Source organism: Paenibacillus sp. PL91, assembly GCF_012935325.2.
Lineage (GTDB): Bacteria > Bacillota > Bacilli > Paenibacillales > Paenibacillaceae > Pristimantibacillus.
The window spans coordinates 140,343-161,835 of sequence record NZ_JABBYG020000007.1; the positions used below are offsets into that span (position 1 = coordinate 140,343).

13 protein-coding genes are annotated in these 21,493 nt (G+C 49.7%); 9 read left to right on the plus strand and 4 right to left on the minus strand.

Going from position 1 to position 21,493, the window contains the following annotated elements; translation table 11 throughout:
- Positions 1–382 precede the first annotated feature (382 nt).
- Complete coding sequence (locus HI950_RS17615; RefSeq protein ID WP_169084334.1) at positions 383–2,128, plus strand: ABC transporter ATP-binding protein; 1,746 nt, start codon at positions 383–385, stop codon at positions 2,126–2,128.
- Positions 2,129–2,150: 22 nt separating this feature from the next.
- Positions 2,151–4,178, plus strand: coding sequence for an ABC transporter ATP-binding protein (locus HI950_RS17620; RefSeq protein ID WP_169084336.1), 2,028 nt, complete (start codon positions 2,151–2,153; stop codon positions 4,176–4,178).
- Between the two features lie 63 nt (positions 4,179–4,241).
- Here the strand turns inward: HI950_RS17620 and HI950_RS17625 are convergent, their stop codons facing one another.
- The gene (locus HI950_RS17625; RefSeq protein ID WP_169084338.1) at positions 4,242–5,987 is read right to left on the minus strand and encodes a methyl-accepting chemotaxis protein; all 1,746 of its coding nucleotides are present in this window, start codon (positions 5,985–5,987) and stop codon (positions 4,242–4,244) included.
- A gap of 309 nt (positions 5,988–6,296) precedes the next feature.
- Here HI950_RS17625 and HI950_RS17630 point away from each other — a divergent pair, with 309 nt between their 5' ends.
- Complete coding sequence (locus HI950_RS17630; RefSeq protein WP_169084340.1) at positions 6,297–7,451, plus strand: SHOCT domain-containing protein; 1,155 nt, start codon at positions 6,297–6,299, stop codon at positions 7,449–7,451.
- Positions 7,452–7,538: 87 nt separating this feature from the next.
- On the opposite strand, the gene HI950_RS36735 is transcribed toward HI950_RS17630, so the two are convergent.
- Positions 7,539–10,175: an EAL domain-containing protein gene (locus HI950_RS36735; protein ID WP_169084342.1), complete on the minus strand. Its 2,637-nt coding sequence runs from the start codon at positions 10,173–10,175 to the stop codon at positions 7,539–7,541.
- A gap of 313 nt (positions 10,176–10,488) precedes the next feature.
- On the opposite strand from HI950_RS36735, the gene HI950_RS17640 reads away from it, so the two are divergent.
- Both HI950_RS17640 and HI950_RS17645 read left to right on the plus strand, forming a co-directional pair.
- A complete protein-coding gene (locus tag HI950_RS17640; RefSeq protein ID WP_169084344.1) occupies positions 10,489–10,929 on the plus strand; it encodes a MarR family winged helix-turn-helix transcriptional regulator in 441 nt (146 codons plus the stop codon).
- A gap of 24 nt (positions 10,930–10,953) precedes the next feature.
- Positions 10,954–14,169 (plus strand): MMPL family transporter, encoded by a 3,216-nt coding sequence (locus tag HI950_RS17645; RefSeq protein ID WP_169084346.1) that lies wholly within the window; start codon positions 10,954–10,956, stop codon positions 14,167–14,169.
- Between the two features lie 104 nt (positions 14,170–14,273).
- On the opposite strand, the gene HI950_RS17650 is transcribed toward HI950_RS17645, so the two are convergent.
- The gene (locus tag HI950_RS17650) at positions 14,274–14,846 is read right to left on the minus strand and encodes a PadR family transcriptional regulator (RefSeq protein WP_169084348.1); all 573 of its coding nucleotides are present in this window, start codon (positions 14,844–14,846) and stop codon (positions 14,274–14,276) included.
- Between the two features lie 196 nt (positions 14,847–15,042).
- Here HI950_RS17650 and HI950_RS36740 point away from each other — a divergent pair, with 196 nt between their 5' ends.
- The 4 genes from HI950_RS36740 to bcp all read left to right on the plus strand — a co-directional run bounded on the left by HI950_RS36740 (position 15,043) and on the right by bcp (position 19,394).
- Complete coding sequence (locus HI950_RS36740; protein ID WP_169084350.1) at positions 15,043–16,599, plus strand: helix-turn-helix domain-containing protein; 1,557 nt, start codon at positions 15,043–15,045, stop codon at positions 16,597–16,599.
- A 148-nt stretch (positions 16,600–16,747) separates the two neighbouring features.
- A complete protein-coding gene (locus HI950_RS17660) occupies positions 16,748–18,073 on the plus strand; it encodes an ABC transporter substrate-binding protein (protein WP_169084352.1) in 1,326 nt (441 codons plus the stop codon).
- Between the two features lie 156 nt (positions 18,074–18,229).
- On the plus strand, positions 18,230–18,910 hold the full coding sequence (locus HI950_RS17665; RefSeq protein WP_169084354.1) for a VOC family protein: 681 nt from the start codon (positions 18,230–18,232) through the stop codon (positions 18,908–18,910).
- A gap of 13 nt (positions 18,911–18,923) precedes the next feature.
- The gene (gene bcp / locus HI950_RS17670; protein ID WP_169084356.1) at positions 18,924–19,394 is read left to right on the plus strand and encodes a thioredoxin-dependent thiol peroxidase; all 471 of its coding nucleotides are present in this window, start codon (positions 18,924–18,926) and stop codon (positions 19,392–19,394) included.
- 75 nt (positions 19,395–19,469) lie between these two features.
- On the opposite strand, the gene HI950_RS17675 is transcribed toward bcp, so the two are convergent.
- Positions 19,470–21,332 carry an LTA synthase family protein gene (locus HI950_RS17675; protein ID WP_169084358.1) on the minus strand — a complete coding sequence of 621 codons (1,863 nt, stop codon included), beginning with the start codon at positions 21,330–21,332 and terminating at the stop codon, positions 19,470–19,472.
- Positions 21,333–21,493: the final 161 nt, after the last annotated feature.

Below are 21,493 nucleotides of genomic sequence, written 5' to 3' on the forward strand. Positions count from 1 at the left end.
TTCACATTCATTTTCACCTAACTGCAGCAATGAACAATCGTTTGAACATGAATAACGTAATCCATCCGCGCGTCGTTTCTCTTTGATTAAGGATATTCCGATCATTAGAGGCGCATGGTTACGTCACCGTAATCATGCGCCTTTTTTATGTGTGCGGGACCCGGCCGTTTTCTAAGCCGCGTTCTGCAAGATGAAGAAGCGTGCCGTTACGGCGACACGCTTCTTTTTTTTGCAATAGAGGTGGTGATAAGCACTTGTCCCTCTATTTCAACGCAAAGCTCGTCTTAGGCCGTTTAAGGCAACAGAGACAACGCGCTTGCTTCGGAAATAAGTTAAAGGTAAACGATGTATGGATGGATAGCGGAAGGTGTGGTAGAGAAGCATGTTTAGTGTACTCAAAAAATTAAGCTGGTTTTTCAAATTGAATTGGAAGCGTTATACGGTTGCCGTTTCGCTCCTTATTTTTACAGGCTTTATCGATGTTATTCCCCCATGGCTGATCGGCTATACCATTGACGGGATTCATCAGGATTTGCTGGGGCAGGCCGAGTTTAACCGAATCCTGTACAGCTGGATCGCGCTTACGGTGGTCGGCTATGGCATCACGTACATATGGCATTATAAGCTGTTTGGCGGAGCATTTGTGCTGGAGAAGCTGCTGAGATCGCGGCTAATGGGACATTTTCTGCGAATGACCCCGACGTTCTATGAGCGTAATCGAACGGGCGATCTTATGGCGCGCTCAACCAATGACCTGGGAGCGGTAGCGCAAACGGCAGGCTTTGGAATTTTGACTTTGATCGATTCGACCTTGTTTATGATTACGATTCTAATCGTCATGGCGGGGCTCATTAGCGTGAAGCTCACGCTTGCCGCCTTGCTGCCGCTGCCGCTTATGGCACTGGCGATGAAGCATTATGGCAAAAAGATTCACGAGCGGTTCATGGATGCGCAGGATGCATTCGGCGATTTGAACGATCAGGTGCTGGAATCGGTTTCCGGCGTTCGGGTTATTAGAGCCTTCGTGCAGGAAGAAGCAAGCGAGGCGCGCTTTAGCGCCAAAACAGATGAGGTGCTGAGCAAAAATATCGCGGTAGCGCGCATCGACGCCTTATTTGAGCCGACGATGAAAATACTCGTCGGAATGAGCTATCTGATCGGTCTTTGCTATGGCGGCTACCTCGTGTTCCACAACGAAATTACGCTTGGCGAGTTGGTATCCTTTAACGTATTTCTTGGGATGCTGATCTGGCCGATGTTCGCCATCGGCGAGCTCATTAACATTATGCAGCGGGGCAATGCTTCCTTGGATCGTGTTAGCGAGACGCTTGGCTACAAGCCGGATGTGGCAGATGCCAGTGCGACGGTGCGGGTGGAGGAGCCGTCGTCACTGCAATTCCGCAATGTGACGTTCCGATATCCTTCGTCTACAACGGATAACCTCGGCAACGTATCCTTTTCGCTGCGCCAAGGGCAAACGCTTGGCATCGTAGGAAGAACCGGCAGCGGCAAGACGACGCTTCTGAAGCAGCTGCTGCGGGAGTACCCGCTCGGAAGAGGCGACATCAGCATCTCCGGCACACCTCTTAGCAGCTTGAAGATTGACGATCTGCTTGGCTGGATCGGCTATGTGCCGCAGCAGCCCATTTTGTTCTCGAAGACGATTCGCGAAAATATATTTTTTGGACTCAAAGAAGGGACAGACGAAGATTTGCAGCGCGCGCTTGAGCGGGCCTCGTTCGCGAAGGACATTAAGTTTCTGCCTGATGGGCTGGAAACGATGGTTGGCGAGAGAGGCGTCGCTCTGTCCGGCGGGCAGAAGCAGCGCGTCAGCATCGCGCGCGCACTTATTGCCGATCCGGAAATATTGCTGATGGACGATGCTTTATCAGCCGTTGACGGGAAGACGGAAGCCGAAATTATTGAGGGCATCCGTACGGAAAGAGCAGGCAAGACGACGCTTATTACAACGCATCGCTTGTCGGCGGTGCAGCATGCCGACTGGATCATCGTCCTCGATGAAGGACGGATCGTGCAGGAAGGCACGCATGAGCAATTGCTGGAGATAGGCGGCTGGTATCGCGAGCAGTATGATCGCCAGCAGCTGGAAGCCATTATTGAAACGTAATAAAATGGAGGCGTGAAGGACAATGGGCAATACAGGAAAACGATTGTTTCAATACGCCATGCTTTATAAAAAACCGATTCTGATTGCGCTGCTGCTGCTAGTGCTTGCGGTATGCGCAGAGCTTGCAGGACCATTGATTGCAAAACGGATGATTGACCAAAACATTCTCGGTATCGAGAAAAAGTGGCATGAGGTCGAGGCAAAGCAAGACTTTGCGGTTCTTTATAAAGATAAATGGTATAAGCGAGAGGATCACTTTGCCGCTGGCGCTGGGGAGCAGAAGGGCAAAGAGGTTCGCGTGCTTCAGGTCGGACGCCAATTTTATTGGCTGGACGGGGCGCTTAAGTCCGAGGATGGCAAACGTGTCGTAGAGGGGAATACCCTCCATGTGACGAACAAGGATACGGGAGAAATCGTTTCTTACCCGGTCACGAAGCTGAGCAAGCAGGAGCTATATTCCTTCTATAAGCCGGAGTTTCCTTCATTAATGAAGCTGGCGTTTATGTATTTCGGATTTTTGCTGCTCGTTGCGGTATTCACTTATGGACAGCGGCTTATGCTGCAAACGTCGGCCAACCGCATCGTTCGCAAGATGCGTACCGATATTTTCGCGCATACGCAGCGGCTGCCTGTGAACTATTACGACAATTTGTCGGCAGGGCAGGTTGTCTCGCGCGTAACTAACGATACGGAAGCGATTCGCGAGCTTTATGTCGCGGTGCTGGCTAATTTTTTCACAGGCATCATTTATATGGTTGCGATTTATGGAGCGTTGTTCCTATTGGATGTGCGCTTAGCGCTTATCGCGCTGCCGCTGGTGCCTATACTGATCGTTTGGATTATTGTTTACCGGAAATTTGCTGCGCGGTACAACCGGATTATTCGGTCGAAGCTGAGTGAAATTAACGGCATGATTAATGAGTCGATTCAAGGGATGACGATCATTCAGGCGTTCCGCCGCCAGAAGGAGACGACGAAGGAATTCGAGGAAATGAACGAGTATTATTACAAGTATCAAAATAAGCTCCTCAGCCTTAATTCGATTACGTCGCATAATCTGGTAAACGTTATCCGAAACATTTTGTTTCTTATCGTCATTTGGATGTTCTGGGGCGATTCGCTCCGCGCGGCCGTATCGGTCGGCGTGCTCTACGCATTCGTGGATTATATGAACCGGATGTTTGCGCCAATTGTCGGAATCGTGAACCAGCTGTCCAATTTGGAGACGGCCCGCGTATCCGCAGAGCGCGTATTCAAGCTGATGGATGAGGAAGGAATCGATGTTGTGCCGGGCAAGATGGAGCGCTATAAGGGCGATGTCAAGTTCGAGGACGTTTCGTTTGCTTACAAAAAGGATGAATACGTGCTGAAGCATATTTCCTTCCACGCTCGACAAGGCCAGACCGTAGCGCTAGTCGGCCATACCGGCTCCGGCAAGAGCTCCATTCTCAATCTGCTGTTCCGTTTCTATGATTCGAACGAGGGCAAGATCATCGTAGACGGCACGGATGTGCAGGATATTCCGAAGCAGCTGCTTCGTCAGCATATGGGTATCGTGCTGCAGGATCCGTTCCTGTTCACCGGAACGATCGCATCCAACATTAGCTTGGATAATCCGGCGATTAGCCGGGAGAAGATCGAGCAGTCGCTCCGTGATGTAGGAGCCTATGAAATGTTCAGCCAGTTGACTGGCGGCATCGATGCGCCTGTTATCGAGAAGGGAAGCACGTTGTCTGCCGGCCAGCGGCAGCTGATCTCGTTCGCGAGAGCGCTCGCTTATGATCCGGCGATCCTGATTCTCGATGAAGCGACAGCAAGCATCGATACCGAGACGGAAGCGATTATTCAAAAGGCGCTTGATGTGCTGAAGAAGGGCCGCACGACATTCGTTATCGCGCATCGTCTGTCGACGATCCGAAATGCCGATCAGATACTCGTGCTTGATCGCGGCGTCATAGTGGAACGCGGCAACCATGATGAGCTAATGGAGCATAAGGGCAAGTATTACGCCATGTACCAGCTGCAATTAGGCGCAGCTTTACCGGCATAGAAATAAATAAAACGGCTAAGCGGGAGTGATTCCTGCTTAGCCGTTTTATGCTTTAAAGAGGCGTTAGGTTTTGAAGCGGCCGACAGCCTCGTTCAAGCTTGCTGCCAAATTGCGCAGCTGCTCGGAGGAGCTGGCGACCTCCTGCATGGAGGCAAGCTGCTCTTCGGATGCGGCAGCGACGCGCTGCGAATTGCCTGAGGCGCTTGCCGTTATCGTCTCCAGCTCGTCCAGCGAGGCTGCGATTTGCTCACTGCCAGCCGACATTTGCTCCGAAGCGGCCGATACCTCCTGGACCTGGCTGGATACTTCGCGGATGGACGAGACAATGGCGCGGAATGACTCGCCGGCTTGGCTCGAAATAGTTGAACCGACCCGTGCGGCTTCAACCGATTGCTCCATGGATGATACTGCCGATGATGTATGGCTTCCGATGCTGTAAAGAATCTCGCCTATTTGTTCCGATGATTCCTTCGAGCGCTCAGCAAGCTTGCGAATTTCATGGGCGACGACTGCGAAGCCTTTGCCATGCTCGCCTGCGCGCGCCGCTTCAATGGAGGCGTTTAGCGCAAGCAGGTTCGTCTGGTTTGCGACATCGCCAATCATGGCTAGAATGGAGCCGATATTGTCGCTTTGCTCCTTCAACTCATGCAAGGTGGTTACGGTAGCTGCTACATTGGATTCAATAGACTGCATCTGCTGCAGCGTCTGATCAATGACGGCCTCGCCTTCAGAAGCGAGCGCTGTCGTATCAGCAGCAAGCTCGGATACAGAGGAGGAGGATTCGGCAATCCGTTGAATGCCGATCGTCATTTCGGTCATAGCGCGCTGGCATTCCTGGAAGCTTTGAAGCTGCGTTTCGGAGCCGGAAGCAACCTCTTGGATAGCCTCGGTTACCTCTTCAGTCGCCCGCGAGGTTTGCTCCGCGCTTTGTTGCATATTGGAAGCCGAGTCTGCAAGCTCGCCTGATGTGGTGCGGATATTGCCCGTAAGCAGGCGCAGGCTTGCGATCATATCGTTAAAAGCGGATGAGACCTGGGCAATCTCGTTGCCGCCTTTGACGGGAACGGAGAGCGTCAAATCGCCTTTCGCCGCGAGCGATGATACTTCAGCCAGACGCTTGAGCGGCTTTAGCGTCATTCGAATCAGTACGACGATAATAAGAATGGCGATAACGGAAAGAAGAGATGAAATTCCAATGCTTTTCCAGAGCATAGCATCCAAAGCCTTATTGATCTGCCCGTATTCGACATCGACGCCGAACAAGCCAATCACCTTGCCGCTCGGATCTTTAAGTCTAGCTAAATAGGAGATCCATTGACCATATTCATCTACGACTACATCAGTCAAAGCCGAGCCTTTCTCGAATGCCTCATCCACTTTAGCGGCAAATGCGGGATCCATTTCGTATTCAGCGCCAGGTCCGAGACCCGCGGCAAAGAGATCCTCGTTGCTTTGCATGATGACTAGGCTTTTTTTGCCTTCCCGTTCTACCACATCAGGCATATATACATAAGCGTTGGCGATGATGTCGTTTTTAATCATGACGTCCAACTGCAGCTTGAGCAGCTCGAACGTTTCATTTGTTGCGGTATTGCCTGCGGATACCTCATTATAGCCATACGTAAGCAGATCGTGGCCCGCCTCTATTTGATAGCTGAGCGTTTCGCCTATCCGTTCGATTTCGGCCAAGTACGATTTTTTCTGCGTGTTGTAAGATAAATACTGTGTAACGCCAATAACAATAACTAAAAGAAGCGCTAATACAATCGAACTGGTTAGGACTAAGCTTTTGTCTTTGATTCGCAACATTCAGGTACACCTCTTTTTAATATGTTATGTTGTATATCGTCGAATACTGTCGAAAAATGTAGATGAATCAAATAATCCAAATCCATACAATTTCAACTGAATAATCCTCATTAAGAATAACAAACATCTATTAGAAAAATACTTGGCCGGGTGTTAGAAAAGTATTCAAATAAAGAATCTAATAAAAGGGAAATAACCACATTAATCCAACATTCAGCCAACTTTCAGCGGGCGTTAAAGGAGGCTTAAGCAATCCAGGCTATGATAGGTCTTGTAACAACAAATCGAAATTGAAAGGTGGAAGACACAATGAAGAAAACAAAAGCAATGACAGCAGGTGCAATCGCACTAACGCTGGCACTTGGTGGTGGAGGCCTTTGGGCGAGCCAATATGTAAATGCCGCAACGGCTAGCAGCAGCGACAAGCAGCTGGTGCAGGGCACGCAAGCAGAGAATGCTTCAGCTAAGAAGGATCGCGCTGGCAAGCGTGGCGGATTCGGACACGGCTTTGCACAAATACAGCAGCAGCTCCTGACGTACTTAGGATTAGAAGAAGAAGCGCTTCAGACTAAGCTCAAAACGTTGACACTCGCGGAGGTTGCGGCGGAGCAAGGGAAGACAAGAGCGGAGCTGAAGGCGAAGCTTGTAGAGTGGCTGGAAGCGACAGAAGAGAACACGGACAAGCAGTTGGATTCCGAGGCAGAGCTAACGAAGCCGGATTCGTCCACGACAGCGGAGAAGCTGCTTGATTCCAAAGGCTTTGGCGTAGGAAAGCATGACGGCGGCGGGAATAGAGGGTTTGGCAAAAATCTTGATGCTGCGGCTGCGGCGCTCGGTCTAACTGAGGACGCGCTGAGGACAGAGCAAGAGGCAGGCAAGACGCTAGCCGCTATTGCAGCTGAGAAGGGCGTTAATGTACAAGTTGTTATTGATGCACTTGTAAGTGATCGGAAGACGAAGCTGGCTGAAGAGCTGGCAGCCGGAGAGATCACGCAGGAGCAGTATGATTCAGCGTTTGCGGAAGCGGTCGACCGGGCGACTCAGCATGTGAACGGCGTGCTGCCACTGCGCGGCGAAGGCGGTAGAGGAGGCGGATTCGGCCGAAGCTTGGACGCGATTGCTGAGGCACTTAGCTTGACAGCGGATGCGCTAAAGGTTGAGCTTCAAGCAGGCAAGACGATCGCAGCCATCGCAACAGAGAAGGGTGTAGCGGTTCAGACGCTTATCGATTTGCAAATTAAGGATCATAAGGCGAAGCTGGCTGAGCAGCTTGCTGCTGGAACAATCACACAGGAGCAGTACGACACAAGGCTGGCTGAAGCAGTCGAGCATGCGACAAAGCATGTGAACGGCGAGCTGCCAGTTCCAGGCGAGGGCGGCAAAGGCTCGCGCGGCGATCGTGACGCTTCCAAGGAGCAGTCTGCAGCAGAAAAAACAGCTGATTCGTCAGCTGAAACAGCATAACTACTACGGAAAAGTAAAAAAAGGAGCTGCCCCCAGGTTTATGACCTTGGAGGGCAGCTCCTTTTTGCATGTAGCCTGATTTCTGTATCAGCCGGTTTTTTTGAGCATAAGCGCAAGCTCCTGCGGCGGCAGCGGCTTGCTGAATAAATAGCCCTGCAGCTCATCGCAGTTCAGATCGGTACAGAACTTCGACTCGGCTGCGGTCTCAACACCTTCCGCTACTACCCGCATGTTCATGCTATGCACGAGCTCGATAATCGCTTTGACGATAGACGATTTTTTCTCATCGTCCACAATGCCTTGAATAAAGGAGCGATCGAGCTTCACGTCAGAAATCGGCAAACGCTGGAGCTGATTCAAGGAGGAGTAGCCCGTACCGAAATCATCAATCGAAATTTGGATGCCAAGCCCTCGCAGATACAGAATCGTCTCGATGACTTGATCCAGGTTTCGCATGAATACGCCCTCCGTAATTTCTAAACTGACGTATTGCGGCTCCAGACCGGTATCCTTTAGTGCCCCAACAATCATTTCTGACAATTGGCCTTGGTAAAAATGTCTCGCTGATATATTTACAGAAACGCATATGCGCTGCAAGCCTGCATCCTGCCACGCTTTGTTTTGGCGGCATGCCTCTCGGAACACCCAGCTGTCAATATCCAGGATAAAGCCGGACTGCTCCGCGAGCGGAATAAACTTATCCGGCGGGATCATCCCAAGCTCCGGATGCTTCCAGCGTATAAGCGCCTCGATGCCGCAAAGCTCGCCGGTAGCAGCATTTATTTTCGGCTGGTAGTGCAGGGAGATTTGATTTTCTTTAAGCGCATTGTATAAGCCGTTTTCAAGCTGCATTCGCTCTATCATAGCAGAGACGAGCGTTGGCATAAAGAAACGATAGCAGCCGTCGCCTTGCTCCTTGGCATTGTACATCGCGATATCGGCATTGCGGATAATGGTGTCCATATCGTCGCCATCCTGCGGATATACGCTAATGCCAACACTTACGGTCAAGTAGAGCAAGGCTCCATCGATGGCAAAGGGCTCATTGAACGAATCAACGACCGCTTGAGCGTAAGCAGCAAGCTCGGCCTCATCCTCATAATAGCCTGCAATGACGAACTCGTCGCCGCCCAGTCGGAATACGGAGCAATTGCCGATGACGGCACCCTCGAAGCGATTGGCTGCCTTTTGCAGCAAAATATCCCCAAAGGCATGGCCGAGCGTATCATTAATTTGCTTAAAGCGATTGATATCCGTGTACATAACGGCGATCGATTTATGTATGTTGGCGTGATTGGCGAACATATCTTGAATATTATTCGAGAACTGCAAACGATTCGGCAGACCGGTCAGCATGTCAAAATAGGCCAGCTGATGCAGCCGCTCCTCCGATTGTTGGAGCATGAAGGCCTGCGCTTCAAGCCGCTCGTTATTTTTTTGCGATTCCTGGAACATATGAACAAGGTTGGTCGACATATGCTTGAAATTCGTAATTAACGAGTGAACTTCAACGATACTGCTGGCGGGCCATTCTATCGTATTCATATGCTTTAGCTTCAGCGGCAAATTCGTTGTCGCTGCCGCTAGCTGCGTTAAGCCGCGCGAGAGCCAGCGATTAATCAAAAAGGCTACGATTGCGGTAAAGACGGCGAGCCCGATCAAATAAACAAAATGAGTAAAATATTTGGAAAACAAATAGTTTTGATAATTTTTGATCGGAATCTGAACGTATATGAGCCATTGGCCAGAAGCTATCGTATCCGTGTATACGAATTTTCCATCATGCCACGTTTGGCAATGCAGCGAATCCTTATTTACGTAAGGCATGGCTAAATCTAATTTTGGACTAACCGGCGTGACCTTACTGTCTTTGGAAATGTTCAGTATTTGACCGATATCGCTCAAATGGGTGGATGCAACGATTTTACGCGCTGAATTTGTCACCGATATCTGCATGTCCTCGGGCGTGCTTTCGAGCATGTATTGAAAGAAGGTAATATGCTCCCGCTCGAGCATGTGTGTGCTCAGCAACGACCAATTGTCCCATGCCTCTAAGACGCGTCCTGCTTCAGCCGCGGATAGCCGCTCGGCATACAGGCTAACTTCCTTAAAGGAGCTTAAGCTGTTCATGAATATATTGAGTAAAAATGAAACGAAAACGATTCCGATTGAGAAATGGAACAGCACTCTGCTGAATGAGTTAGGACGGCGCATTTCGAAGGAGATGCCGCTCCATTTTGGCAAAGGCAAATATTGATAGATCATCTCGGCAAACAAAGCATTAATCAGGCCATTCATAGCGATGATGCTTGCTATAAGCAGCAAATCCTTGGAGGCGAGCGTAGATTCGGTGATGTAGAACCAATAGAGGGATGGAATTCCGACTAGGAGCCAGAACATGACATCAAACCCGAGCAGATGATTCTTAAATTTATGAAGGAGCAGTCCGACTACGGCTGCTTCAAGAAATAGGATGAGATGGGAAGGAAGCTGTTCATGCAGAAGCGTACCAAAGGCGAGGACAACTGCAGCGTTCAAAAGACCTGGCCAATAGCCAAAAAGGCGCATGCCAAGAAGCACGAGCAGGCTCGTGAAGGAATAAGTGATGCCATATAAAAAATGAAAATGGTTCGATTCGGCCGCTAATGCAAGAAGCATGCATATGGCAAATGCGAAAACAATCGTCATTTGTTTGTTGCGTGGCTGATCGAATGGTTTGCGCACCTGCGGCCTCCTGAAAGTGTGACAAAAACGATTAATAGTAGGCGTGGACATTCTCTCTTTCTCAAAAGTTGCGGTGTACCGCCTATTTTCCCTAATATTCGACAACATCAGCAATAATCCTTTTTTTCCCTAAGGCAGATACCGCATAGAGCGCTTTTTTGCCGCATATATTTCCAAAATATGTTCACGAACTATTCATAATTGATGCGTTGTTTTGGGCATATTTGTTTGATATAGTTCTATTGTGAAACTATTCTATAATAGAATTAATTTAGCGGTCATTTGATGACTGCGCTTGAAGGAGGACACCCGTGTGGATCGAGCGTTATTAAAACAAATCATCGATCGCTATGAAGCCGCCAATTTTGTCGTTAATCGTAGACTAAACGCGATGATCCGTGAGTTGATGCCGCAAGATCTGACCGTTGACCAATTTACAGTCATTCGTTATTTGCGAACGCGAGAAAAGAGCACCTCTTCCGAGCTAGCAGATATATTTTGCGTAGGCAAGAGCTCGATTACTGCGATCATTAATCGGTTATTTAGCAAAAACTTGATCCAAAGGCTGCCTGACGAAAAGGATCGCCGCGTCATTTATTTGGCGCTTACCGATGAAGGCTACCGGGTATGTGACGGGATGGAGGACAAGATTCACGTGCTGCTAGCCAAATATATAACACATTTTGACGAGCAAGAAGCGCTTGATTTTATTACGACATTCGAGAGGCTTGCAAGGGAAATGATGAAATCTTAGTACTATTTTATTGGAGGGAAAGAGATGAGAACCGTACTGAAGTTAAGATGGCTCGTACTTGCATTATGGCTGGTTGCTGCGGCAGGCTTGATGCTCAGCGCGCCAAACATGGAGGAGCTTGTTCGCACGAAGGGGCAAATTAATGTTCCTGACGGTTATTCCTCGACTATGGCAAGTGAATTGGAGGAGGCCATCGGAGGGAACGACGGCGCCAGCGCGAGCAGCGGTATGGCGACCGTGCTTGTGTTTCACAAAGAAGGCGGCTTATCAGACGCTGATTTAACCGCCGTGAAGAGCGGCATCGATAAGCTGAAAAGCGAAGGTGAGGCCATCGGCGTTCTTTCGGTCACCACTCACTTTGATACCAAAGAGCTGGAGGAACAGATGGTATCGGAGGATGGCAGCACGGTCCTCGCGCTGGTCAATGTCGAGGCAGGAGACCGGGAGCTTGCTGAGCTGCGTGACGGTCTTTATGAGGCGATTTCCGATGTAAAGGTGGAGCATTATTACACTGGCAATTGGATCATTTCGGAGGATGTCGTGCAGAGCTCTCAGGAAGGGCTTAAGAAAACGGAATTCATTACGCTTGGCTTTATTCTAGTTATCCTGTTCGTCGTTTTCCGTTCGGCCGTCGCGCCGCTCGTACCGCTTGTTGCGGTTGGTTTTACTTACTTAATCTCGCAATCGTTGATTGCGTATTTAGTCGAATATTTGGACTTTCCGCTCTCAAACTTTACGCAAATCTTTCTCGTTGCCGTATTGTTCGGGATTGGAACGGACTATTGCATCCTGCTCATAAGCCGCTTTAAAGAAGAGCTTACTCATCGCGGCGGCAACAAGACGGAAGCGATTATCCAGACCTACCGAACAGCGGGCAAAACCGTATTATTTTCCGGTTTAGCGGTGCTAGTCGGCTTTGCGGCTATTGGCTTCTCGACGTTTATGCTGTACCGCTCGGCGGTCGCGGTTGCCGTGGGAGTAGCGGTCCTGCTTATCGCGTTGTTTACGATCGTGCCGTTTTTTATGGCGGTGCTTGGCACGAAGCTGTTTTGGCCGGCGAAGGGCTCATTGGAGCACAAGCCTAGCAAGCTATGGGGCACGGTCGGCAAGTTTTCATTGAAACGCCCCGTGTGGGCACTCATCATATTGGCGGTTATCATCGTTCCTTTCCTGACCGCTTACAAAGGCACAATCTCCTTTAACTCGCTTGATGAGATCGGCGACAAGTACGATTCGGTCAAGGCGTTTAATATTATCTCGGATAGCTTCGGTCCTGGCGATTCATTGCCGACAACGGTCATTGTCAAAACCGACAAGCCGCTGGATACGCCTGAGGGGCTGGCAACCTTGGAGCAAGTGAGCCGCGAGCTTGCGAATACGACTGGCGTTAAGGCAGTCCGCAGCGCCACTCGTCCGACAGGCGATGTGATGGAGCAATTTCTCGTATCCGATCAAGTCGTTACGCTTGAGGACGGACTTGGCCAGAGCGGAGAAGGGTTAGGCAAAATCGGGGACGGTCTCTCCGAGGCAAGCAGCGCGCTAAGCGAAAATGCGCCGAAGCTGAACGAAGCGGTGGATGGAGCTGGTCAGCTTGTCGAAGGCACGAATGAGCTTAAAGTGGGTATCGTACAGCTAGGGGCAGGCCTGAAGCAAATTCAGCAGGGGCTGAACGATGGTTCAGCAGGTGCCGGGGAGCTTAGCGAAGGCCTGAAGCAGGCACAAGCTAGCGCAGAGCAGTTAGCCGGCGCAAGCCGCAAATTGCTAAGCAGCTATGAGCAGCTAGGCGGAGGCCTTGGTCAGTTGACGGGCGCTTATAGCGCCATCGCATCCGAGCAAGCGAAGCTGGCTGACGGTTTATCCGGCGTAGAGCAGAGCCTATCCGGCCTGCAAGAGAGCTATCCTGAGCTGCAAGATGATGAGAACTTCAAGCAAGCGCTTAGTGCGCTTGGACAGCTGCAAGCGGGGGCAGCAGGCATTAGCGGGCAGCTGTCGCAGCTGAATGAACAGCTTTCAGGGCTATCCGCAGGCATGACCCAAGCCAACGCCGGATTATTGCAAGCAACGGAAGGGCAATCCGCGCTAGCAGCAGGTCTAGGCAAGCTGGCAGCTGGGCTTGCTGAGCTCCAGAAGGGGATCGCGCAGGCAGCCGCAGGCCAAGGTCAAATCGTCTCGAAGCTGCCAAGCGTAACGCAGGGCTTTAATGAGCTGTCGGATGGCCAGAAGGAGCTGCAGGCTGGCTTCGCATCGCTAAATGATCAGCTCGGTGAGCTTACGAGCGGGCTTGATCAAAGCGTAGACGGCTTATCGCAGGTAACGGAAGGGCTGACATCAGCCGGCGGTTACTTGAACGGTCTTGCCGGATCGCCAAATAAGCAAATGACTGGCTGGTATATTCCAGAGGAAGCGATAGCGAACGAGGAATTCCAAACTGCGCTTAATGTGTATATGTCTGAAGACCGCCAAACGGCTAAATTTGATGTCGTATTTAGCGGCAACCCGTATTCCCAGGAAACGATGGCTCAAATCGATGGGCTAGAAGCAGCAGTGAATCGTGCCATTCAAGGCACGGAGTACAAAGGTGCGCAGGTTGCCATCGGCGGCGTAACGAGCATGAACCATGATTTAAGCAACATCTCAAACGCCGATTACTCGCGTACAGTTATTCTGATGCTGATCGGGATATCGATCATTCTGATCATCCTGTTCCGTTCAATCGTAATGCCGCTGTATATGATCGCATCGCTACTTGTGACGTTCTACTCCTCGATGGCGATCGCGGAGGTTATATTCGTAAGGCTGCTTGGACAATCGGGCATAAGCTGGGCAGTGCCGTTCTTCGGTTTTGTCATGCTGGTTGCCCTCGGAATCGACTACAGTATTTTCTTGATGGACCGCTTTAAGGAATACCGTCATCTGTCGCCGCAGGAAGCCATACTGGAAGCGATGAAAAACATGGGTACGGTCATCATGTCGGCTGCTGTTATTCTTGGCGGGACGTTCGCAGCCATGCTGCCTTCAGGCGTCATGTCGCTCTTGCAAATCGCGACGATCGTGCTGTGCGGGCTGTTCATGTACGCGCTCCTGATGCTTCCATTGTTTATTCCTGTCATGGTGCGCACGTTCGGACCAGCCAACTGGTGGCCGTTCATGCAGAGTAAGCAGGGCGCTGAGCAAGATAATCGGGTTCATGACGGTCAAACGCTTAAGGGCCAGCTTGTCTCGCATGATTCAACGCATTAATCGTTCATTTAAAAGAGAGGGATCGCCTTAAGTCTTAACAAAGACTTTAAAGGCGATCCCTTTTGTCCTATTGCACGTATAACCAAGTAGAGGCTAATCCAAATTCATTTTTCTGTAAGTATCGCCTCGCGCGCTGCTGCCCCTTCTTGCTCGCGCGAAGCTAAAAACGCGTTTAGCTGCTGATGCTGATCGCATAGCAGACGCTGCAGCTTCTCCTTGCGCTCCATGCTGGCGGATGCTTCCTGCTCGGCTTGTTTCACCAATTTAAGCAGACGATAAGATTCATTCGACAGTCCCAGCTTGAGGCGAATTTTATCATTTTGAAACGGCTCGGCCTTAGGCGCATAACGGCTATTCTGAGCGGCATCCGTTTTCGTTGCAGGAGGAAGCAACGGTAAGGCGGTGCGGCCTTGTTCGGTAATCATATACACCTTTTTCCCGCTGTCCTCGTCCTTTACAGCTGCTAAGCCGCGTTCTACGAGCAATTGCAGCGTGGGATATATGGAGCCTGCGCTTGGGATGTACATGCCGCCTGATTGCTCCTCTATTGCCTTCATCATCTGATAGCCGTGCATAGGCTCTTGCTCCAGCAGCTTCAGCAGAGCATATTTGACACCGCCTCGGCTGAAATATCGCTTGCCGAAGTCACGGCGCTCATCTTCGTTGGCTTGATCCATCCTTAGAGTCACCTCGGTCTTTATTATATCGAGTAACGCAAGCTAGATCATGCCTAATCGGCTGATCTAAGCGTTGCACTCATGTATCGTTTGCAATACTTAACAATCGTTTGTTTCTTTAACAGCATTGACAATGATTATTATTATTATTTACAATTTACAAAATAATATGAAAAAACGAAGGATGTGAGCGAGCGTGTCGCAGCAGCCGAATTCAGCAAGCTACAGAATTATGTCATACAAAGGCACGGAAGAAGCGAAGCTCTCGGCAGGACAGCAGCTGCAACTGCTGAATAGGCGCGAGCACTGCTTCGCGTTTGTGCTTCAACAGAAAGTAAAGGTTACGCTAGTGAAGCAAGATTTGCGCATCTCAAATAAAGCAGTTGGCGGAGAGCTGTTTCTCATTCCGCCGAATTGCGAATGCACGCTGCATAATACGGGTATCCAGCAAGCGGAAGTTGTGCTTATCCGTTTCCGCTGCGAGGGCAGCGAGGAAGCAGAAGATATTACGGAGCTCCTTCCTTATAAAGACAGTAAAGGCCTAAAGCTGCTAAGAATGCCCCAAGCGAGAAGTTGGATTCAGGATTTCCAAAGCGATTGCGGCTTAAGTGACGCAGCCTTGTATTATCAGCTGCAATCACAGCTTTATGCGATGGTCGCTGCGCTGATTCAAGTTGTGCAGCAGCCGAGAGAGACAGAGGCTGACTTAATCAGCTTCGTCGAGCAGACGAAGCAGTTTATGATCGAGCAATTCAACCTCCCGCTCGACATGGAGGAGCTGGCTAGATCCTCAGGGTTGAGCTCAAGCCGGTTTTATCAAGCATTCCGAAGCTATACGGGTTTAAGCCCGCTCAAATATATGACTAAGCTAAGGCTGGATGCTTCGATGCGCCTGCTCTCAGGCACGTCCTCCTCGATCGTTGATGTCGCTCATTCCGTGGGGTATCCGGATGAGTATTACTTTAGCAGGCTCTTCAAGAAGCAAATGGGGCTAGCGCCAACGGAATATGCTTTGCTGGCGAAGAGACGGGTAGCGACGCTCGTATCCGTCTTTAATGGGGATCTATCAGCCTTAGGCATGACGGCATGTGCATCCTTTGTCAAAATGGGCAACCTTCAGCGGGAGAAAGTGCTGCAGCAACTGCGCGAAGCAAAGCCCGAGCTCATATTGGCGGGGCCGCTGGAGTCGGACATGCATGCGGCATGCTCCGCGATTGCGCCGGTTTTGGTGCTCGATTGGAAATCCTACTCATGGAAGGAGCGGCTGATCGACATTGGCGAGGCGCTTGGGCTATCCTCAGTGGCGGAACGCTGGCTTTCCTACTATGACATGAAGGTTCAAAACGCGCGCGTTCAGCTCAAAAGCAGTCTAGGCGATGAGCCAATCCTGCTCGTGCATGCAGGACAGACAAGCTTCCGCATGTTCGGCCCGCGCCGTCGCAAGATGAAGGACTTCTTTTATGACGATTTGCAAATGGCATCGCCGAAGTCGGCGCATCAGATCGGCTTTCTCGATACGACCTCGCTTAGCGATATTGCTGAATTAGGCTGCAGCAGCGTTCTGTTTCTCGTACCTGCAGATGCGACTCAAGCCTATTGTGATCAGCTGGAGGAAAGCTGGCGGCGGCTCAGACAAGTGGATCAGCAAAAAAGATGTATTTTCATCAGCTATCATGACCGTTTGAATTATAATCCGACCGTGCACGACAGCCTCATCGACGAGACGGTACGTCATTTGCTAAATGCGCAATAGATCCCACTAGGCTCAATCATGGAATCCGTCCTATTTTGTGCAATGCAAAAATAAATCAAAATCGTTATTGTTTACGGAGCTCGAAGCCGATAAATAAAGTAATGGCAATGTACGCTTATTCGCCTTTACTTTGAATCGGGGGGATTTGATGATGCTCATTCTAATTGGAAAAGCACTTTACCCGCTATCGTTGATAATCATGGTCTCTTTTTTAAGCGGCTGTATGCAAATAGGAATGAGGTCGGAGGAGACAGAGCCGACAACCGCTCCGAGCAAAGTCACTCTAAAGGTTGTTCAAAGCTTGGCTACTCCGCTGCGAACAGAACAGCTTGAAAAATTAATCGAACATTTCGAAAAGGAGCATCCTGAGATCAATATCATGCTTGTATCGCCGGATTATGATTCGGCTGACGAGACGATACTAACCATGCTCAAAAATAAAGAAATAGTCGACATTGTAGAAGCGCGGGACATTACGGTGCACGAATACGTATCCCAGGGCCTTCTTGCAAGCTTAGAGAGCTATATCGCAAAATGGAGCAATTTTACGCTGCTCAGCGAGAATGCCAGGATGATGGCAAGGGATGTCGCAAATCATGTCTACTATATCCCGAGCAGCCTCTATCAGATGCAGCTATACTATCGTAAGGATTGGTTTGATGCGAAAGCGCTTCAAACGCCGGAAACATGGGAACAGCTTTTTTTTGTTGGCAAGCAGCTTACGAGACCGGAAGTGGAACAATACGGCTTTGCCTTTCGTGGCGGCTTAGGTGCGGCGAACATGCTGTCGAGCATTATACAGGACTATAATGGGAATCAAGTTAGCAGCGACGATTCCATGTTCAATGCGGACGGGTCAACGATCTTTGCAGGCGAGCGCTCTCCAGAGGCGCTTGAGCTGTATCGTAAAATCTATGTGGAGACCTCGCATCCCTCCTCGATCGATTGGGGCTTCCGTGAGCAGGTCAAAGCGTTCGTGGACGGCAAAGCGGCCATGCTTATTCAGGATTCGGACGTTATTGCCATGATTCAAGAGAAGCTAAAGGAAAGCGAATGGGCAACAGCGCCTTTGCCTACAGGCCCCCAAGGCGTTTCGCATTATAATGTCGGTGCGGCTGGCTGGGGAATCGCGCAGCATTCGAGGCATAAGGAGGAGGCGTGGACGTTCATCTCCTACCTGTCATCGCTAGAGAATAACCGTGCCTTCACCGATGCCACAGGGGTCGTATCCATCTATAGTGACGCTCCAGGTGCAGAGAAGTACTCGGTCGGGCCCTATGCGCCTTACATGCTGATGGCTAACAACCCTATTCGGTATCGAGGCGTGAAAAGGCCAAGCCAATATACGAAATATAGCGAATACTATAAAATGAGTACAATAGCTGGCCGTCAATTTTTGCAGGATACGATATCGGCAGAGACGCTGCTGAAGCAGTTCGATGATTTTTGGCTGCGACAAAGAGAGCATCGCTAAGACTGTTTCAAGCAGGGCAAGCGTGAACGTCAAGCTGGCATGTTGAAGCTGCTCTTACCCAGTTCATGCTGGCATATAGATGCTAGGATGACAAATAAGAGGACAAAGCATTTGTATCGCAATCCTCTTTGTATTTTGAACATAACGAGGTGTAAAATGATTATTGAAAAGCTAGTGCTAGTAACTGCGAACGCGGCAAGCCTCCAGCCCTTCTACCGTGACATTCTCGGGTTTCCGGTTATTCGATCCGAGGAGGGCAGCTTTACGGTACAGGCCGGCTGGAGCGAGCTGACCTTCCAGGAGACGGACGATCAAAGTGAAGGGGAACATTATTATCACTTTGCTTTTACGATCCCGGAGAACAAGCTGCCGGAAGCTAAAGCATGGATCGAGGCGATGGTTCCTATCGGCACGGAGGCAGGAGAGGACGTGTCGTACAGCGACTCGTGGAACTCGCATTCTGTTTATTTTGAAGACCCGGCGGGTAATATTTTGGAGCTGATCGCTCGCCATACGATGAACAATCGCGTAGAGCGGCCATTTGATCCTAAGCAGGACATCATTTGCATTAGCGAGATTGGCGTTCCAACTTCGGACATCCCGGCAGCGGCGGGGCATTTGGCTAAGCTTGGCTTGATGTCTTATAAGACGACCAATGAAAGCTTTAATCCGATCGGAGACGATAATGGCTTGCTATTGGTCGTATCGACGGGGAGAAGATGGCACTTCACGAACAAAACGGCAGAGAGCTTCCCGGTGCGGGTGACCGTACGCGAGGCTGGAGAGCTGTATTTCAGCAAGAATGAACAAGGCTTGACGATTGAAAATATAAATTAGAGGAGCATGCATAATGGGTGAGCAACTAAAAATAGGTGATCTCGTTCCAAATTTCAAGCTGCAAGCATCAAACGGCAAGGATGTTGAGCTGGCTGATTATGCAGGCAAGAAGCTCGTTATTTATTTTTACCCGCGCGATATGACGCCTGGCTGCACAACGGAATCCTGCGATTTCCGCGACTTTAACGGTGAATTCGGAACAAATAATGCTGCGGTTATCGGCATAAGCCCCGATGATTTGGCTTCCCATGAGGAGTTCGTGGGTATGCATGAGCTGCCGTTTCTGCTGCTGTCAGATACGGAGCATACCGTTTCCGAGCTGTTTGGCGTATGGAAGCTTCGCAGCTGGAACGGCGAGGAGTTTATGGGAATCGAGCGCTCCACCTTCCTGATTGATGAGCAGGGCAAGCTTGCAAAGGAATGGCGCAGCGTAAGCGTAGACGGGCATGTCAAGGAAGTGCTTGAGGCGGTAAAAAGCATTTAAATGATTAAGATATAATAAAAGAAGGCTCACCCTGAAGCAGCATATTGCGCTTCAAGGTGAGCCTTTTATCGTTGCTTATTCCTTCTTCCAGCTTGGCAATTGGCTTACGTAGCTGTCGGAGAGGTTGAGCAGCTCCAGCGCACGCTGGTACTCATCCTCGGTTGCCTCCTGCTCCTTAATGCCATCGCCGGCTAACGAGTAATGCTTGCCGTCCTCGTAGCCGCTGCCCGACATAAACAGCTCTTTGCTGCTTAAGAATGAGCCGGATGGGAGATAATAACGCTGTGGGAGCACGTTATAGGATTGATTGAACAAATCTTGGCCAAAGTGGATATGATCGTCCAAGGAAATACCGAGCATATTCGCAATCGTTGGCAAAATATCGACTTGACCGCCGAGCTGATCAAATACTTTTCCTTCTGTTATGCCTGTCGATGCGACAACAAGCGGGATGTTGATCATATCGGTATAGCTGTATTCATGGCCGTAAATTTCAGCCATAAGCTCTTTGTCATCGCGGTCCAGCGAGTATATCGGAAGGCCGAGATGATCGCCGTAGAGCAAAATCAGACTGTTATCCCAAATGCCGCGTTCTTTCAAATCGGCAATGAACTGGCCTAGCGCGAAGTCGGCATAGTTTTGGGCGCGGATATAATCGCCGACAAAAGTATTCTCGTAACGTTCCGGAAGCGTCATTTTGTATTTATCCGCTGGAATCGTAAACGGATGATGCGCAGTCATTGAAATAACGTGCGAGTAGAACGGTTTGCCGTTTTGGCTCATGCGGTCCATCTCGGCTGCTGTTTTCTTGTAAAGCTGCTCGTCAGAGGCTCCGAAGAACACGGCATCTTCATTGCCAAAAAACTTCTGATCGTAATAACGGTCGAAACCAAGCGCCTTGTAAAGCTCGCCGCGGTTCCAGAACTCGACGACATTCGTATGGAAGGTTGTCGTGTCATAGCCATTGGCCTTCAGCATCTTCGGCAAGCTTGGAAGCTCTTTATCGGCGTAGATCATCGTTGCCGCGCCGCGCGGCGGAATGTAGAAAGATGTGTTGACGACAAATTCAGCGTCGGAGGTGTTGCCTTGGCCGACCTGCTGGTAGAAATGTTTGAAATAATAGTTTTCGTTCACGAGCTTATTAATGTTCGGCGTAATTTCTGTCCCGTCGATTTTCAGGTTGACGAGGAAGTTTTGGAATGATTCCATTTGAATGATAATGACGTTTTTACCGGATGCCGTCTTCCAAAGCTGCGGTGCCGCCGGCTGCCCGATTTTTTTGACGCTATCGATTTTGGCTTGAGTGATATGGTTTGGATCGACGAAGTCGATATCTTTATTCGAGAAAATCATATAAGCCTCGTAATTGAGAATACCCATTTGTTCCGCTTTAACGATCTCATTCATGCTGGCGCGGTTTGGCAAAATGTTGAATAAGCAAAGCGCGATTGAAATGGTAAACAGCGCAACGACAAGTCGTTTGCTCTCTTTGCGGGAGCTTTCCTTCTTCCAATTAATCGCCTTCTTTGGACGAAACAATATAACCGACATAATAATAATATCAATAAAGATGAGCAGGTAGTAAGGGTCCATCAACGAGAATACGCTGTTTTTGACCGCCGTTACCTGATTGACCTGTTCTAGCGCGAGATAAGTCACGATTACGCCGTAATACTTATAATACATAATGACGGCGAATAGGATCAGAGTCATTAATAGGTTCGCTATCAAATAGTAGATAAGCTTGCGCTTGGATGCAAAATACTCAATGAGGCAGTACACGATCAGAACAAACGGAATTTCTTTTAAAATTGTTGTCCAAGAAAACCCATCCTCGAAAATGACCATCCATGCTAGGTAGCTCTTGAGCAGCATGATAAACGAGAAAAACAGGATGGGACGAGTGCTTAGCAGTCGTTTGGGAGTTAAAAATGTCATATAACCGCCTACCTTTCACAGCAAAAACAGGCCGTCTCACTGAGGCAGCCAGCCCGCTCATAATAATATATATGCGTTCTGTAAATTCTTATCCCATTATGCTCCTAATTATAGTCGAATGTCAAAAGGCAAAAGGCTCCTCCATGCCCAATCTTATAATA

Bases quoted from the DNA above. Each gene is read 5' to 3' on its own strand.
- HI950_RS17660 (WP_169084352.1), top strand. From the start codon at position 16,748: ATGATGCTCATTCTAATTGGAAAAGCACTTTACCCGCTATCGTTGATA.
- HI950_RS17665 (WP_169084354.1), top strand. From the start codon at position 18,230: ATGATTATTGAAAAGCTAGTGCTAGTAACTGCGAACGCGGCAAGCCTC.
- HI950_RS17630 (WP_169084340.1), top strand. From the start codon at position 6,297: ATGAAGAAAACAAAAGCAATGACAGCAGGTGCAATCGCACTAACGCTG.
- HI950_RS17620 (WP_169084336.1), top strand. From the start codon at position 2,151: ATGGGCAATACAGGAAAACGATTGTTTCAATACGCCATGCTTTATAAA.
- HI950_RS17625 (WP_169084338.1), bottom strand. From the start codon at position 5,987: ATGTTGCGAATCAAAGACAAAAGCTTAGTCCTAACCAGTTCGATTGTA.
- bcp (WP_169084356.1), top strand. From the start codon at position 18,924: ATGGGTGAGCAACTAAAAATAGGTGATCTCGTTCCAAATTTCAAGCTG.
- HI950_RS17650 (WP_169084348.1), bottom strand. From the start codon at position 14,846: ATGGATCAAGCCAACGAAGATGAGCGCCGTGACTTCGGCAAGCGATAT.
- HI950_RS17615 (WP_169084334.1), top strand. From the start codon at position 383: ATGTTTAGTGTACTCAAAAAATTAAGCTGGTTTTTCAAATTGAATTGG.
- HI950_RS17675 (WP_169084358.1), bottom strand. From the start codon at position 21,332: ATGACATTTTTAACTCCCAAACGACTGCTAAGCACTCGTCCCATCCTG.
- HI950_RS17645 (WP_169084346.1), top strand. From the start codon at position 10,954: ATGAGAACCGTACTGAAGTTAAGATGGCTCGTACTTGCATTATGGCTG.